Source organism: Pleionea litopenaei (assembly GCF_031198435.1).
GTDB classification, from domain to species: Bacteria; Pseudomonadota; Gammaproteobacteria; order Enterobacterales; family Kangiellaceae; genus Pleionea; species Pleionea litopenaei.
The window spans coordinates 2,811,564-2,826,649 of the sequence record NZ_CP133548.1; the positions used below are offsets into that span (position 1 = coordinate 2,811,564).

Annotated in this window: 16 protein-coding genes; 5 read left to right on the top strand and 11 right to left on the bottom strand. The window is 40.9% G+C overall.

From position 1 onward, the window contains the following. Positions 1 to 14: 14 nt before the first annotated feature. On the bottom strand, positions 15 to 233 hold the full coding sequence (locus Q9312_RS12605) for a hypothetical protein (RefSeq protein ID WP_309201209.1): 219 nt from the start codon (positions 231 to 233) through the stop codon (positions 15 to 17). Between the two features lie 224 nt (positions 234 to 457). Here Q9312_RS12605 and Q9312_RS12610 point away from each other — a divergent pair, with 224 nt between their 5' ends. From Q9312_RS12610 to Q9312_RS12620, 3 genes are read left to right on the top strand one after another with little or no spacing between them, the layout of a single operon-like run. Beyond that, entirely contained in the window at positions 458 to 1,525 is a 1,068-nt protein-coding gene (locus Q9312_RS12610; RefSeq protein WP_309201210.1) for a serine hydrolase domain-containing protein, read from the top strand. Next, the gene (locus Q9312_RS12615; RefSeq protein WP_309201211.1) at positions 1,518 to 2,339 is read left to right on the top strand and encodes an SDR family NAD(P)-dependent oxidoreductase; all 822 of its coding nucleotides are present in this window, start codon (positions 1,518 to 1,520) and stop codon (positions 2,337 to 2,339) included. Before Q9312_RS12610 ends, Q9312_RS12615 begins: the two co-directional genes overlap by 8 nt. Before the next feature lie 6 nt (positions 2,340 to 2,345). Further along, positions 2,346 to 3,920 carry a cation:proton antiporter domain-containing protein gene (locus Q9312_RS12620; RefSeq protein WP_309201212.1) on the top strand — a complete coding sequence of 525 codons (1,575 nt, stop codon included), beginning with the start codon at positions 2,346 to 2,348 and terminating at the stop codon, positions 3,918 to 3,920. Between the two features lie 3 nt (positions 3,921 to 3,923). Here Q9312_RS12620 and Q9312_RS12625 read toward each other — a convergent pair whose 3' ends face one another. After that, entirely contained in the window at positions 3,924 to 4,274 is a 351-nt protein-coding gene (locus Q9312_RS12625; protein WP_309201213.1) for a hypothetical protein, read from the bottom strand. An 82-nt stretch (positions 4,275 to 4,356) separates the two neighbouring features. On the opposite strand from Q9312_RS12625, the gene Q9312_RS12630 reads away from it, so the two are divergent. Next, positions 4,357 to 4,731 carry a PH domain-containing protein gene (locus Q9312_RS12630; protein ID WP_309201214.1) on the top strand — a complete coding sequence of 125 codons (375 nt, stop codon included), beginning with the start codon at positions 4,357 to 4,359 and terminating at the stop codon, positions 4,729 to 4,731. Here the strand turns inward: Q9312_RS12630 and Q9312_RS12635 are convergent. From Q9312_RS12635 to Q9312_RS12650, 4 genes are all read right to left on the bottom strand, one after another. Beyond that, entirely contained in the window at positions 4,715 to 5,671 is a 957-nt protein-coding gene (locus tag Q9312_RS12635; RefSeq protein WP_309201215.1) for a PA2778 family cysteine peptidase, read from the bottom strand. The genes Q9312_RS12630 and Q9312_RS12635 overlap by 17 nt on opposite strands. A gap of 36 nt (positions 5,672 to 5,707) precedes the next feature. Beyond that, positions 5,708 to 6,088, bottom strand: coding sequence for a PA2779 family protein (locus tag Q9312_RS12640; RefSeq protein WP_309201216.1), 381 nt, complete (start codon positions 6,086 to 6,088; stop codon positions 5,708 to 5,710). 103 nt (positions 6,089 to 6,191) lie between these two features. Then, complete coding sequence (locus tag Q9312_RS12645) at positions 6,192 to 8,123, bottom strand: alpha/beta hydrolase family protein (protein WP_309201217.1); 1,932 nt, start codon at positions 8,121 to 8,123, stop codon at positions 6,192 to 6,194. Continuing rightward, positions 8,120 to 8,599: a hypothetical protein gene (locus Q9312_RS12650; RefSeq protein WP_309201218.1), complete on the bottom strand. Its 480-nt coding sequence runs from the start codon at positions 8,597 to 8,599 to the stop codon at positions 8,120 to 8,122. Before Q9312_RS12650 ends, Q9312_RS12645 begins: the two co-directional genes overlap by 4 nt. A 254-nt stretch (positions 8,600 to 8,853) precedes the next feature. Between Q9312_RS12650 and Q9312_RS12655 the strand changes: the two genes are divergently transcribed. After that, positions 8,854 to 10,620, top strand: a complete 1,767-nt coding sequence (locus Q9312_RS12655) for a hypothetical protein (RefSeq protein WP_309201219.1) — start codon at positions 8,854 to 8,856, stop codon at positions 10,618 to 10,620. A 44-nt stretch (positions 10,621 to 10,664) separates the two neighbouring features. Here the strand turns inward: Q9312_RS12655 and Q9312_RS12660 are convergent, their stop codons facing one another. From Q9312_RS12660 to Q9312_RS12680, 5 genes are all read right to left on the bottom strand, one after another. Beyond that, the gene (locus Q9312_RS12660) at positions 10,665 to 11,651 is read right to left on the bottom strand and encodes a serine/threonine dehydratase (protein ID WP_309201220.1); all 987 of its coding nucleotides are present in this window, start codon (positions 11,649 to 11,651) and stop codon (positions 10,665 to 10,667) included. A gap of 66 nt (positions 11,652 to 11,717) precedes the next feature. Continuing rightward, entirely contained in the window at positions 11,718 to 12,377 is a 660-nt protein-coding gene (locus Q9312_RS12665; protein ID WP_309201221.1) for a hypothetical protein, read from the bottom strand. A gap of 45 nt (positions 12,378 to 12,422) precedes the next feature. After that, the gene (locus Q9312_RS12670) at positions 12,423 to 13,439 is read right to left on the bottom strand and encodes a threonine-phosphate decarboxylase (RefSeq protein ID WP_309201222.1); all 1,017 of its coding nucleotides are present in this window, start codon (positions 13,437 to 13,439) and stop codon (positions 12,423 to 12,425) included. A gap of 60 nt (positions 13,440 to 13,499) precedes the next feature. Then, positions 13,500 to 14,477: an adenosylcobinamide-phosphate synthase CbiB gene (gene cbiB / locus Q9312_RS12675; protein WP_309201223.1), complete on the bottom strand. Its 978-nt coding sequence runs from the start codon at positions 14,475 to 14,477 to the stop codon at positions 13,500 to 13,502. Continuing rightward, positions 14,474 to 15,055, bottom strand: coding sequence for a histidine phosphatase family protein (locus Q9312_RS12680; RefSeq protein ID WP_309201224.1), 582 nt, complete (start codon positions 15,053 to 15,055; stop codon positions 14,474 to 14,476). Before Q9312_RS12680 ends, cbiB begins: the two co-directional genes overlap by 4 nt. Between the last annotated feature and the right edge of the window lie 31 nt (positions 15,056 to 15,086).

The window sequence follows — 15,086 nt, forward strand, 5'->3', positions numbered from 1 at the left end:
TCCGATTGCATTGTTTACCAACCCAGCGATTGCGCAATGACATGAATGGTCATTTTGGTTGCCACCCAGAAATCATAATCTTGATAATGTGTTGATAACTCGGTGGTGTGTACGCCAAGTATGAGGCTGAATAATGTGACAAAAAATACCGGCCCCATAAACCATTGATTAAAACGGCTCAGTCTGCGTTTTAACCGCCAGTGATTCATTGCTTTTGAAATGGTTTTATCCATGACTGTTCTCCTGATTGCTGTATTAATACTATAATACACATATACAGTCGTCAACCATAGATTGGAGAAATATTCGCCTAGATATACTATCTTATTGATTTTAATGCTGAAAATATCTTATTCCGGGGTGAAAAATTGCGTATTATGGTGCTTTCGATAACACTAAAAAAACAAAGTTGACTATGATTCTGAGACTTAGAAAGCGAATTTGCACAAGACACTTAATGAGAGGACTTTGGATATTTGTAGTACTTTCAATACCTGGCTGGGCGCAGGCAGCAACCCCGCTCGAAAGTATTCGCCCTGAACAAGCTGGTTACTCAGTTGAGCGTCTTAATCAGTTGAAACAGTTTTTAATTGAGAAACACAGCAGCAGTATGGTGATTTTGCAAGATGGTAAATTGGTGTTTGAATATGGTGATATCAATAAACCTCATTTGGTACATTCAATTCGTAAAGCGTTGTTGAGTAGCCTACTGGGTATTGAATGGGGTAATGGAAAATTCAATCTGGATCAAACACTGGCGACGATAGAGTATAAAAAATTAGTCGAAGGACTGACATCAAAAGAACAGCAGGCGACTTTAGCGGATGTTTTCAAATCGCGGTCGGGAGTGTACTTACCCGCTGCAGCCGAGTCTCCCTTAATGAAACAATCAAAACCAAAACGTGGAAGTCACACCCCGGGTAGTCATTATTATTACAATAACTGGGACTTTAACTTTGCCGGGCAATACTTTGAAGCCATCTCAGGGCAGTCGATTTTTACTGCGTTTCACCAAAACATTGCTGGACCCATTGGTATGCAGAACTTTAAAGGTCGATATATAGAGGTGAACAGCGCTGACAAACATAGCTGGCGCAACGACATGATCGATGGCTTTTATTGGTATGAAAGAGAAACATCTGAGGTACCCGCGTACCATTTTCGATTATCGACTTACGACTTAGCCTTATATGGGCAACTGCTACTCAATCGAGGTCGTTGGGATGGTCAGCAAATTATTCCTGAACAATGGCTCGATTTATCCTTGCAGCCTTATTCGATTTACAATGAAAAGTATGGCCTTTCCTATGGCATGCTTTGGTACGTTTTAGTACCTGACAAAGGTCAAGAATACGCGTCGTTTTATCATACCGGAACTGGCGTTCACATGATCGGTGTCTACCCTAAACTTGGTATGGTAATGATTCATCGTGTTAACACAGAAGCAGACTATCATTTTAGTCCGAATGATCTGCTGACTGTCATTCGCTTAACCCATGCTGCTAGGATAAAAACCGATGATTAAATCGATTTTAATTACAGGATGTTCTACTGGCATTGGCCTCCATACGGCAATGACCTTAAACAAACTCGGCTATACCGTATTCGCAACCGCAAGACAGTTGAAAGATGTCGAGAAACTTAAAGAGCTAGGATTAGATGCCAGGCAATTGGATATCAATAACTTTCAACAGCAACAACAAGTCTTAGATGAAATACTAGGGTTAACCGACGGAACGTTAGACGCCTTGTTTAACAATGCGGCTTACGGTCAACCCGGAGCCATAGAGGACCTCAGTACCGAGATCTTACGCGAGCAGTTCGAAACAAATGTTTTCGCTTGGCATGAACTGACCATACGTTGTTTAAAAATTATGCGCAAACAAGGGTACGGACGCATCATTCAAAACTCATCTGTGTTGGGTTTTGTGACGATGCCATTTCGAGGCGCTTATAATGCCAGTAAGTTTGCAATTGAAGGATTGACGGATACTCTTCGCTTAGAATTAGCTGGAACTAACATACACATCAGTCTTATTGAACCTGGCCCTATCGAATCCAATTTTCGCAAAACTGCTTTGCAAAAGTTTAATGACAATATCGATGTTCAAAACAGTGTGTTTGCTGAAGCTTACCAACGTCAAATTGATAGATTATCTAGTGATGTAGGAAATAAATTTACTCTTGCCCCTGACGCGGTAACCTTGAAGGTCATTCATGCATTAAGCAGTACTAAACCAAAAGCAAGATATCGGGTAACCCTACCGACGCATATTTTTGCTATGTTGAAGCGAATACTTTCAACTCGACTTCTCGACAAAATGTTAATCAAAGGTTAAAAGGTTATGGACTTTATTTGGATTTTGTTCGCGTTTGGATGTGGATTGTTAGCTAGAACATTATCTTTGCCTCCGTTAATTGGATATTTAATTGCCGGCTTTTCTCTAAACTTCATCGGTATAGAAGCACCTGAGTTGCTGAATCTTTTGTCGGACTTAGGGATTACACTTTTGCTTTTCACCATCGGTTTAAAGTTGAAGATAAAAGATCTCATTCAGCCAAGTGTTTGGATAACGACGATCAGTCATATGGGATCGTGGATACTTCTGTTCTTAGTGCTATCAATATTACCGGCCACTTATGCGATCAGTTATTTTTCGGGATTAGAATGGACCACAATTGCTTTAGTTGGTTTTGCATTAAGCTTCAGCAGTACGGTTTGCATCGTAAAAATATTAGAAGAAAGTGGTGAGTTAAAATCAAGACACGGCAAGCTAGCGGTTGGCATTCTGGTCATGCAAGATATTATTGCTGTCTTTTTTATGGTTTTCGCTACTGGTGTTTTGCCGTCAATTTGGGCCGTTGGTTTGCTTGGTTTATTGTTCCTTAGAAAACCTATTGGTTGGTTAATGAATCAAGTTGGACATGGAGAGTTGCTCCCTTTGTTAGGTTTCTTCTTAGCCTTTGGTGGGTATGAGCTATTTAAAGTGGTTGGAATAAAAGGGGATGTCGGAGCAATAGTTATTGGTATTTTATTGTCGAGCCATAGTAAGTCTACAGAGTTGTACAAAGCCCTCATGGGATTTAAAGATTTATTCTTAATAGGATTCTTTTTATCCATCGGATTCACCGCGTTACCGAATTACGAAATGATCACACTTGCATTGGTGTTCACCCTAATTTTGCCTTTCAAAAGTATTTTGTTTTTTACTCTTTTAAATCTATTAGGGCATAGAGCCAGAACATCCTTTCTCTCGTCGATGGTTTTAAGTAATTACAGTGAGTTTGGACTGATCGTTGTTGCTTTTTGTGTAGAAGCTCAATGGTTGGCTAAAGATTGGTTAGTCGTACTTGCATTGTCAGTGTCATTCTCGTTTATTTTAACCAGTCTTTTTTATCGCAATGCGCATAGAATCTATCGCGATAGAAATACCTTGATTAACCGGTTTGAAAAAGCAAATTTACACCGGGATGACACTTTTAAGCTGCCTAAACATGCAGAAATATTAGTCATCGGTATGGGGCGAGTGGGAAAAGGAACCTATCATTCACTGGAGCGACTGCAAGGTGAAAAAGTTTGGGGCATTGACTCAGATGAAGACCGAGTAAGTAAACTGCAAAAAATCGGCTATAGAGCACTTTTCGGAGACGGAGAAGACTCTGATCTATGGCGTAACATGGACCTTAGCAATACTCGTCTAGTGCTCATTGCATTGCCCTATATTCAAGATATTAAAAATATTCAAGAGCAACTAAATTCTGTCAATTATTCAGGCAAAGTCGTTGCTATTGCGCGCTATGAAGACCAAATTGAGCAGTTGGAAGAATGCGGTATTGACCGCATCTTCAATTTTTACACTGAAGCTGGCGTAGGTTTCGCAGAGGAGAGCTTAACCCTACTTCATGAGAAATCAAACTAACGGCTAGTTACTGTAAGTAATCGACACTTGCTCAAATTGAGAAACTCGAGGAGCTGCCATATCGCTTCGAACTAATTGTGTATTATCTATGGATAATTGAGTAGGGTTTACCCAGGTCGCTATTTCACTGAAGTTGCTAATTGGCTGCGTTGATTGATAAAGAGTTACTTGAGTATTTGAACTCTTTAATATTAATGCATAGCGATTGTCGTCTGTACACTGATGGTATTCAAAAGCGTAGTCACCTTGATGACTAATCGGGTGCGTTGTGCAAGCTGTTTTTTCTGAGTTAGGTAGTAGGAAAATTCCGGTCATCAACAGGATAGTAGACACTATTATTATAAGCGCTTTCATTATGGCTCCTCTCAAGGTGTTTTCCTAAGTAACGAACCATGGTAAATTTTATTCCACGGAAATAAAAATAATTGAGGTAAAAATGGGACTTTTTTCTAGTTTGCTCGGAAATGCTGGCGTTATTGATTCCGACGAGCTCAATAAACAATTAGCACCTTTAATGTCTGATAATGAAAACATTGAAATCGGATTTGCTATATTTCGAGATAAAATGATTTTCACCAATCGACGTTTGATCATAACGGATACACAGGGATTGACGGGAAGTAAGGTTTCTTACTTATCAATACCTTACTCCAAAATAACCAAGTTTTCGATTGAGACCACGGGCACGTTCGACCTCGATGCCGAGTTAAAAATCTGGGTCGGTAGCGAGTCAGCTCCCATTGAAAGAAAGTTTAATAAAAAGGTTAATATTTTCGAGGTTCAAAAAGTTCTAATTAATTACTTGTCTTAATATCGCTTAATATTACCTGACAATTGTCTAGAGTATTTTGTATTTGGCGATAAGTAGCCTGATAAGTTTGATTGTCAGGGTCGAGCTTGAGTGCTTGCTGTATAACTGTATCTGCATAAGCTTTGCATCGAGCTTTAGATAATACATGAGCAAAATTATTAAGGTAAGCGGCTTCGTTCGAAGCATACTGGTAGCCGGAGTAGAACCAGTTAATCGATTTTTCAGTGTTTTCTTCTATAAAGTGGTTACCTAATAAAAAATAGGCGAGCCACTGCTCCTTCCAGCGCGAGGTAGCTGTTTTTAGTCCCTCTAAGCCTGCTTCAACATGCCCAGATTTAATCAGATCATAGCTCGAACGAGTATAAATAAAAGGATTCAAGGTTGCAGAAGCGACAGTGGTCGGTAAGGGAATTAACAACCAGTAGTTTGCTCTTGCCCAGGTTCTTTCAAATACGCTTAAAGGTTGTCGGTAATGTTTTCTTTGTCCTGAGTGAAGAATGATATCTTCAGTATTTAAGTCATAGCCAACCACAACCGCATAGTGCCATTGCGGCAACCAATCGAGTCCTAGGTTTTGCAAAATAATTACCGGAATATCTTGCTCGATAAGTTCCAGTAGTTGTGAAATTTTTCCTGACTCACTGTAAGCGATCAGAGAAAGCTGGCGTGTTGCTGCAGTCATTTCTATCTGCAAGCTGCCTTGAAGTTTTGGAACAAATAAAGTCGGAGCAATGCTCTCTGGTGATTCATCAAGATCGTAAAACTGTGCGACCTCTGCTAGCGTGGTAGGCCCACAAAAGAAATCTTGTTGTGGATAAAACGGAACGTTTTGAATCACCTTCGATAATTGATATCGAGAAGACTTAGTAGAGAGGATCTGTTCGGTTTGTGGCGTCGAAGCGCACGCACTTAACAATAAAAAGGTGCTAAACGCTAGCACCTTTTTGGCAGTTTTTAGAGTCTTGTTTGCTAACAATTAACTATTGATCGGTCGAATAAAAGGATAAACGTCGGTCACGCCTAATACATCTAACACAGCAATGACGACTAAAACCGTCACTATCGTTCCTACTACGCCTTCTCCGGCAGGTAATTGCTCTAATGAATTGTGAAATTGGTGGAGCTCCTCATCAGTCATGTGCTGAACGCGTGCCATGGCCTGTTCTTTGCTAACACCTAATTGCTCTAGCTTTTTTTGTACTGCAGCGGTATCCATGTAGCTAATAATTTGTTGTCGAGTAAATTGCTGTTGCTGGAGTTTGACTACATTGTCAGAAGAAACTATATCCGCAAAGGCTGAATTAAAGCTTAAGATTACAAATAAAAGAGAGAAGCTACTTGTTAGAATCTTTTTCATAGCGCTGTCCTTAAATTGTGAGTGAGTTAATTAGTGTATACAAATTACGGCAGAAAACAATAATGAGGGTCCTAAGACATACAAAGGACCTCAATTATTGTATCTATAAGTACTTAGCCAAAAACTTTTGTGTTTGATTGAACATTAAGTGCCTTTGCTCTAGCTTACTAAAGCTATGACCTGCTTCAGGTACAAGTGTGAAGTCGTAGCGTTTATTATGCTTGTCTAACATTAATTTAGAGCGATAGGCATGTTCAACATCGACCACATGATCTTCTTCTCCATGAATCAAAAGCAACGGCGTTTTAAGTTTATCAAAGTGGTAAACCGGAGAAATAGCCTTTAAGGCTAGATAATCGTTGTCTACATCTCCTATGTATTTTTTGGTCCATTTAAACTGACGATCCGTCATATAGGGGCTTGTCGCTTGTAACGCGACATCAGAAACTCCTGCAATTGAGACTGCGCATTTGTAAAACTCAGAGTGCTTTATCGGTAACATCATAGCCGCGTAACCACCATAACTCATACCAACGACGCAAACACGTTTGCTATCAATATCTGGTCTTTTAACGATGAATTCAGTGACGGTATGCAGGTCATTCAATATCTGATCACCCCATTGCAGCGCGCCAGCTTCCTCGAATTCTTTCGTGTAACCACTAGACCCGCGATAGTTTACCCTTAACACCGCATAACCAAGTTGATTCAAAAAGCGACTGGTATGATCAAAATAGGGATTATCGTGCACACCGATTGGTCCACCATGTGGCAAGAGCACCAAAGGCATTTTCTTTTTCGGGCTGGAAGGGTAAGTCAATAGATAAGGAATGTTAAGTCCTGCAACTTCAATTTCGCCGAGCTCTAGCTTCGCTTTTGATTGATTAAGGTACTTTGGATATCGATGACCTACTGTGAATTGTTTCTTCTTGCCTTTATAAAAATCGAATTGGCCCACTTGATTATAAGATTCTGAGTAAACCAAGGTATTGATACGTGATAGATCTTGTGAAATGGCACTTTCAATTTTTAACTTCGACAATTCTTCATTTTTAGAATCGATAAATTCAAAATGCATTAAACCATTGCGAATGGTCCTTAAGCCGATTAAATTATTCGTTGCAGGATCGGTTATAACTTGCTTTATATCAAAAGAGTCTGACTGATAAATCAGCTCCTGTTTATTTGAATCATAATTCACCAAATAAACACTTCGAGTATTCTCTTCTGCTTTATCAAGCGCATAAAAACTACCTGGCTCTGCGCTTCTTGCGACCGGAACGATGAACTGCTCTGCATTCTCTAGATCTTTGAGATTCCAAGACTTTAATTTTTTGGTTTCTTCCTTATTATTAACGTCTACGAGATCCAGTGTTCCATCACGATTATACAGTGCTGCATATCGTATGCTCTTATCTAGCTCTAAAAACCACTCAACGACATAACCGTCAATAGAAGTATGCTCATTGCTTTTTACAAACTGCCCGCCGTCGACTCGCGTTAACTTGTTGGCTCGTTTACCATGTTCTAATAGCTTATTTATTTTTAATTGATAAACTTTAGATTGGATACCCGTTTTTGCGTACAAGAACTCATTCGGTGTATTGGGTAGCGAATCCACAAGCTCGCCTTTACTGCGAACACTGTAAATCTTTACATTGCCCTTATTGGGTGTTTTTAAGATGAGTAATGACTGTTCGCCTTTGGTATCGATTAAGTCTTTTACACCTTCTTTAATCTCAAAAAGATTCGCTGCTAAATGTTGGTTATCTAGCCAAACCAAGCGTGAAATTGCCGCTTCTTCCTCGGTAATTTCGTCAATGCTGATCCACTTAACTTTCTTCTGGGTATTTGTATCTTGTAAATAAATGACTTGCTTATCGTCAACCAATTCAAGAATTGCCAAAAGATCGCCATTGGGACTCACCGTCGCTGTGAGCAATTGAGGAGCAGTAAAAAACTTATCAACAGACATTGTCGAGAATGCAGGCGGAGTATTGACAAGCAAGAACAATATTAAAATCAAAACTCTCATTTCTGTAACTCCTCAAGAAAATCATCAGAAAATCCACTCCCCGCATTTAACGGGTGAGTCAAAAGAAGTTGTGTTAATTCAGTTTGAATATTCTCTATATTGGCAGCCAGTCGGTTTTTCAATTTGATGTAGACCGAGCGAGTGCTTCTTTCTCGATTGACCTGCAACTTACCGATGTAGTTGGTCTTTCCGGCCTCGATGTTAAATTGCCATCGCTTATCGTCAGCGACGTCAAGTCTGAATGGAAGATCGAAATAGGGCGCTTGCACCTCTACAATCTGATAACGACCCGGGTCTAACGATGCTAAAAATAGTCCACTGGCTTTTGAAGCAAGTTGTATTTTATGCGTTGATTTCGTTTTACGACTTGTAGTACCGCTAATCTTTTTTATTACCAAGGAAGGCGCGACGCTATCGACTTGCAGATTAACCAATAATATTCCCTGATTTTCGCTGGGAATTTGGAATTCTGACACAGCGAATAATTCTAAACTGAGACACTTTAGTGAGAGAGTTATTCCTATCACACCGATAAAAATGTTTTTTATTCCTTTCAAAGTTTAAAGCTCCGGTTAATAAATATGTTGAGTAGTTTAAGGACTAAAGTTATTTGCGACAACAGCTGTCGAGCCTCTGTGTCTTTTAAACTGCATTTTTAGCTTTTTGGTTGAGCTTTTATAGCATAAAATATCGCCGCAAGATTTTTATGTTTTAGGGGAAGAAAAATATAATGAAGTTAATATTTGGAAAAAAATTGAACAAATTTCAAGCAATTGGTGTAGCTGCCATTGTACTGTTATTGTCTAGCTGTGCTAGCCCTTACAATATGCACTCGCCAATCACCAAAGAAACCGTGGTAAAACCCGAAGAGGGTATTGTTGTTGCACGAATCATTGATGCCAGCGGCTCGTGGTTACCGTTTAACGAGTTGACATTAAATCCAGAAAATGTGAATCAGTCAAAGAAGATTAAGCCTGATAAATTGGTTTCGTTAACGCCTCAAATCAATGGTGTGACGGTGTTTGCTTCAGCACTCAAAGCTGGAAACTACGCCCTGGATGATCTTTCGGCCTCATACCGACGCGGTGATTATAGCTATTGGCGGTTTATTCCTGTCAGTGCACAATTTGGTACTTTCACGGTGAAGCCGGGCGAAATTACCGATTTAGGTACCTTGATCTACTATCCAAAGCCAAAAGGAGAAATGTTTCTCCATTCGGTGGTTCGATTGCCAAGCGCTGATTTAGAAAAAGCAATTAACCGCTTTTTCCCTTTTTATGATTTCAATGCTGAAAAGGTCAATACCTGGGCTGACGATGGCAAAGACGATGAACGCTTTGAGTTGTACGCGAATATTGCGCAAAATCCGACGACCTTTGGCACTCGTTATAAATCACCAGATAATGGCGTCTATTTTCTTGCGAAATTAGGTGTCATTGTTCATCGAAGTTCTCTTGGTGAATGGGCGATAGATGCTGTTGATACTAATTACCAGTTAAATACTGTTGCGGAAAATGCCGCTGGTGATTTAGTTGTCGGTGGTCCTGAAGGCGTGCTGTTTATTAAGCAACGAGGAAAAGAATGGCAAAATCATTCGTTTGATAAACCCGTTAATGTACTTAAAGCAACCTTCAATCAGCAAGGACAACTGGATGTCTTGATTGCTGAAGATTTAGAAATGATCGTGCTTCGCGCACAGGGTCAACTAGATGCTCCACAATGGGAAGAAGTTAATCGCTATAACCACCGTGATAAGTGGAAAAATAACGATGCGCAAGTAACCGAAGAAAAAACGGGCAAGAAAAAAGTTGCTCGCAAGAAACTAATTACCCATGTTCGGCTTCACGAAGAAGCAGGTAAGCACCTTGTTTCAATTAATTATGTCTCCCGCTTATCGGATGCGATTTTCTCGAACGGTGACGTCGAAACCTTTGAGTACAATCCGACGACATGGGTTGCATCAGAAGAAGCCATTGAAACTAAATGGGAGGTCATGTTTACTTCAGGTGCCGCAAAAATGGCGTTAGAAAAGGCTGGGTTTTGGTCACTTAACTGGCGCTCTGACTACTTTAAGTATGATCCAACTGTAAAAGAGTGGATAGAGATCACTGATGAAGTCTTTAAATGCGGTGACAAAATAGTTCGTCCAGATTTTGTATGCGATGTTGAAGGAAAGAAAACAAACGGAGATTGGATTAGCTTTAACTCTGCGCCATGGTTTAAAAATGATAAAGAAGGCATTGCCATTGTAACCTTTAACGATACTGACTTTTGGACTGGAAAAACTAAAAAAGAGATAAAAGTACTGGTTACTGATGACGGTGGAAAAGTTTGGCTCGACTCTGGAAATACGGTTCCTAAACCCTACTGCAAAGATGTTGTGTCTGAAATTAAAGATGCACTTGTGGTTTCATGCGATGGCGCGACTGGCGATTTTTATCAGTCAGAAGACTTCGGCAAGACCTGGAAGCTGGTAAGACAACACGCTAATTTTTAGTGTCAGAAGTTGCTGGTTTACAAAGGGCCTTAATGGCCCTTTTTTTATAATTCTTTTGGAAGCCTATCGAGAAAGTCATTTTCCCAAATGGCATGGCGTGTACCTTGATCGATATTGCCTCCTGAGAGAATCACTAATACTCTTTTTTTGCTTTTTTGAGTTTTTAACCACTCGGTTACTCCGAACATGGCCATTGCGCTGGTAGGTTCCAGGGTGACTTTGAGCAGATGAGTAAGCCATTGCGTCCAATAAATAATGGCTTCTTCTGGTGCTTCGAAGAAGTCATCTAACTGTTGTAAATGAGGAAATGTTAAGGGTCCGACGCTTGGTGTTCTTGCACCATCGGCGAGGGTCGAAGAGGGCTGAGCCAGTTTGACAATATGCCCTTGTCGAAGCGACTTGGCTGCATCATTGGCCAAAAGAGGCTCTACGCCAAACACGTTACTGTTTGGTGAATGCGCTCGAAAAGCCACCAAAGTACCCGACAAAAGCCCGCCGCCGCCACAAGGCGCAAAAACGGCATCAACATTTTCAAGTTGAGTGAGCGCTTCTCTTGCTGCCGTACCTTGACCTGCGATGACATCGGGATGATTGTATGGCGGGATCCAGTAGACTCCGTTTTCTTCTGCCGCTGCAGCGACAGCATCATCAACGCCGGCCCGAGTTTCGATTAATTCAAGCGACGCGCCGTAATGAAGGGTGGCCCTAGCTTTTACTTTAGAAATGTTTTGTGGCGCATAAATAGTTGCAGGAATGTTAAATTGTTGAGCGGCCCAGGCAATTGCTTGAGCATGATTTCCGCTACTGTTTGCGATGATTCGTTTCGGCGATTTTTTTTGCTCGACAAGGTGTGCCACGCTATTGATTCCACCGCGAGCTTTAAATGCGCCAACTTTTTGCCATGCTTCAACTTTGAAAAAAACATCATGGCCGAGCTGATGATTCAAAAAGCTCGACGTAATGATCGGAGTTTTGTGGATATAACGCTTTATTCGATTGAGCGCTGAATCGATATCTTGAGCGGTTGTCATTTATTGCCCTCTCGCTGATTAAATCACTTAACCGATGGTAAGGTGTTTGGCGAAATCTGAAAAGCTTTACTTCAATATATGTTTTCTTGATAAATCGTAATGGTAGTTAACTTGGTCGATCGTGTATTGATGCTGCTTTGCGACCGGACAAGCCAAGCGAGCTACACATCGGTTGTGGCAAAGACTGTCGTCGGTAACTCGATAGTCGAAGCATTTTTGCCACTCATATTCCTGATGATAGTGGACGGCGCTTGCTGGACAGGCCGTAAGACAGGGCTTCTCTAGGCAGGTGTGGCAGGGTGACGTCGAAACCACTTTTTTAGTTACGGGAAAGTGGGTGTTAGCGATAACCAAAAGTCGATAAGCGAACCAACTCCCAAATTCTGAATTAATTCCGACACGAAATGGCGAAGAATGATGCCAACCAGCTAGTTGACCCAACTGCTGTAGGTTGTAGTGCACATGATTGTGATCATGATCAGGGTATAGGATTTTATATTCGCTATTTGGAGCGACTTGACTCATCGCTTCGTTAAATGTCGTACATGAGAAATGATCAATCGGATGAGGTTGAGCAAAATCTTGATTTGTCATTGCGTGCCATAGTTTTCGTCCTCCATGACCTAATAAAATCAGCTGATTAAATTTTTTTAAATCCACATCATTGTTTTCAAATGTCTCGATAAATCGACGAGGAAGCGACGACAAGTCGAATATATGCTGCAAGTATAAACCCTTTTTCAGTGAGTACCGTCGCTTCAAAAGGTTGACTCAAGAACATGAGATGTATCCTTCTAGTTTTGCTTGATCTAAACGTTGCGAGAGTGTTTCGAAATCTTGTTGATTGGGAGTACCAAAGCGTAGCGCTTGGTTATTATCGCATAATCGAACATAAACCCCGAGCTTGCATAATTGATCCCACATGACCGGCGCATTCTGTAACCTAATGGTTTGAAATAAACTCGTCCCTTTGGGTTCACAACGAAAGTGCATCTTTAATAAATCGACAAGTTGCTGACTTAATGCCATTAAACGATAACGATGATCATCTTGCCAACTGGAATCGAGCAAGGCGCAGATCGCTATATATTCACTAACACCTGAAATACACCATGGACCTAAGTATTGATTTAAGTTATCTAAAAATCTGCTTTCGGCAACCACAAAGCCAACTCTAAGCCCTGCCAATCCGAAAAATTTACCCAGCGACCTAAGAACTATTGTCGAGTTATTAGCCTGACTAACCATAGAGTCGCTGTGGAACTCTGCATCGATAAATGCTTCATCGATAATACACCAGCCACCCTGTTCTTCTGTTTTACTTGCAACCTTTTGTAACTGAGACGATGAATATTTTTTTCCAGTAGGGTTATTCGGATTAATGATGACCACGACGCAGGGGCCGTCGATTTTAATATCGTCGATATCATCATAATGTTTAATCGAATAACCATTATTACTCCATGCAGCCTCGTGTTCTTTGTATCCCTCTGTTGGTAAAAACACCAAAGTAGATGAGTTGAGTCTTTTTCTTAAAACGATGGGAAGGGCTTTAATAGCAGATTGGCTGCCAGCAACCGGTAGAATGTTCGTCACTTTATAATAAGCCCGAGCGGCCTTTATCAATTGCTTCTCATTATCTGGAAGTCGTCGGAAATAACGTGAGGGAATCTTTGGAATAGGATAAGCAACGGGACTAATGCCTGTTGATAAGTCAATCCACTCTCGATCAAACTCATGATACTCTTGTTGTATAGTTTCTAATTGACCGCCGTGACGTAGACTCATAACACCATCCATATTTTATTTTTTGTTGTTCACCTTCATTACGGGTGCCAAGTGGTCAATTCATATGACGAGCATTGAATAATAGAAAATAACCAGTAATAGGCTATTTAATAGGATCAATCCTAATAACAATCTTTTTACAGAGCATTTAACCAGTTGAATGATTCTAAAAATATCATTTACCGTTGCTTGTCTACCTGCTCCCAAATAAGTCGATGATTGGTAACGTCCGAAATAACTTGAAGATCCACCCAGTTGAAGACGTAATTTAAAGGCACCCGCAGCCATTACCCATCCACCATTTAAACTCTTATAGTGTTTAGCTTGTTGAGCTACTTTAGTGAAGGGTACCTTTTGCCCTGGCGCTAGTGAAAAAAGTAGGGCCGTTAATTTGGCACTAGGCCAGCCTAGCCAATCATCGACCCTCGCAGCAAACCAACCAAAATTAATAAACCGTTGATTGCGATAGCCCCACATAGCATCTAACGTATTTGATAGTCGATGCAATATCGCTAACGGTGCACCACCAATAGCAGCGTAAAACAGACTCGCCGTTACCGCATCATGACTGTTTTCTAATACCGACTCACAAACAGCACGGCTGATTTCTTGGCCTGAAAGCGAATCAGTATCTCTGCTTACCATTTTCGCGCATTGTTTTCGCGCTTCGTCTAGCTGCTGCTTTTGCAAAGGTGCTGCAACGGCAAGGGCATGTTGAACTAAGCTTTTATGTCCTATGCAAAGATACACGAGAATGGGATCGGCTAGAATGGTCCAAGGCCAATACCAATGTGCTAGGAGTAAACTTAATGGAATCGGTAAAACTAAACCGCACCAACATAGAAAACCCGCACCTTTGCTGACCGCCGAAAGCGAACAGCGGTTAAATCGATGTTCTAAATAATTTGCGCAATGACCAAACCCAATCAGTGGATGCCACCGTCGTGGTTCTCCAAGGATCAAATCTAATAGCCAACCAACCGTTGCAAAGACCAAAGAGAACAGTTGCAACATCAGTATTTTAGTTACAAAGATCATGCAATGCTCTGAAAGCGATGTGATTGATGATCAAACAAAAGTGTTAAAAACTGGCCATTCCCATATTGACTGTAAGCATCACAAAAAGTCTCTTGGGTAAAAAGTGCGCACAGACTTCTAATTAAATCGCCATGAGTTACGACCAAAACGGTTTGTTGCTTGTGTTGAAAGGCAAGCGACTTTAGAGCATTAAGGATGCGCTGTTGAGCTTGCAAAGCCGACTCACCATTGGGTGGCGGTGTATCGGTCACTTGCTTAAAAATTTCACTAAAATTTTTATGTGTCTGAACCTCTTGGTATAAACGACCCTGCCAATCACCAAAATGTCGCTCCTTCAATGCGTCCAATACTTCGACATCTTGATGACAGGTTGCAGCAAAGGTCAAAGCCGTTTGATAAGCTCGGTTTAAAGGAGAGGAGTAAATTCTTGAAATATTATAACAACCAAGCGCTTGTGCTAATTTTTCGGCTTGCTCTATTCCCGTTGCAGATAGTGGACTATCAAGCTGACCTTGCAGTCGTTGTTCTTTATTCCACAGGGTTTCTCCATGGCGAGCCAGTAAAATTTTAGTATGCATAGCGTTCACTCAAAAGACTTCCAGCGAGGCA

What these genes read in the sequence shown, in the direction of transcription:
- Q9312_RS12610 (WP_309201210.1), top strand. Translation starts at nt 458, where the DNA reads ATGAGAGGACTTTGGATATTTGTAGTACTTTCAATACCTGGCTGGGCG.
- Q9312_RS12655 (WP_309201219.1), top strand. Translation starts at nt 8,854, where the DNA reads ATGAAGTTAATATTTGGAAAAAAATTGAACAAATTTCAAGCAATTGGT.
- Q9312_RS12660 (WP_309201220.1), bottom strand. Translation starts at nt 11,651, where the DNA reads ATGACAACCGCTCAAGATATCGATTCAGCGCTCAATCGAATAAAGCGT.
- Q9312_RS12620 (WP_309201212.1), top strand. Translation starts at nt 2,346, where the DNA reads ATGGACTTTATTTGGATTTTGTTCGCGTTTGGATGTGGATTGTTAGCT.
- Q9312_RS12615 (WP_309201211.1), top strand. Translation starts at nt 1,518, where the DNA reads ATGATTAAATCGATTTTAATTACAGGATGTTCTACTGGCATTGGCCTC.
- Q9312_RS12680 (WP_309201224.1), bottom strand. Translation starts at nt 15,055, where the DNA reads ATGCATACTAAAATTTTACTGGCTCGCCATGGAGAAACCCTGTGGAAT.
- Q9312_RS12640 (WP_309201216.1), bottom strand. Translation starts at nt 6,088, where the DNA reads ATGAAAAAGATTCTAACAAGTAGCTTCTCTCTTTTATTTGTAATCTTA.
- Q9312_RS12605 (WP_309201209.1), bottom strand. Translation starts at nt 233, where the DNA reads ATGGATAAAACCATTTCAAAAGCAATGAATCACTGGCGGTTAAAACGC.
- Q9312_RS12630 (WP_309201214.1), top strand. Translation starts at nt 4,357, where the DNA reads ATGGGACTTTTTTCTAGTTTGCTCGGAAATGCTGGCGTTATTGATTCC.
- Q9312_RS12625 (WP_309201213.1), bottom strand. Translation starts at nt 4,274, where the DNA reads ATGAAAGCGCTTATAATAATAGTGTCTACTATCCTGTTGATGACCGGA.
- Q9312_RS12670 (WP_309201222.1), bottom strand. Translation starts at nt 13,439, where the DNA reads ATGAGTCTACGTCACGGCGGTCAATTAGAAACTATACAACAAGAGTAT.
- cbiB (WP_309201223.1), bottom strand. Translation starts at nt 14,477, where the DNA reads ATGATCTTTGTAACTAAAATACTGATGTTGCAACTGTTCTCTTTGGTC.
- Q9312_RS12645 (WP_309201217.1), bottom strand. Translation starts at nt 8,123, where the DNA reads ATGAGAGTTTTGATTTTAATATTGTTCTTGCTTGTCAATACTCCGCCT.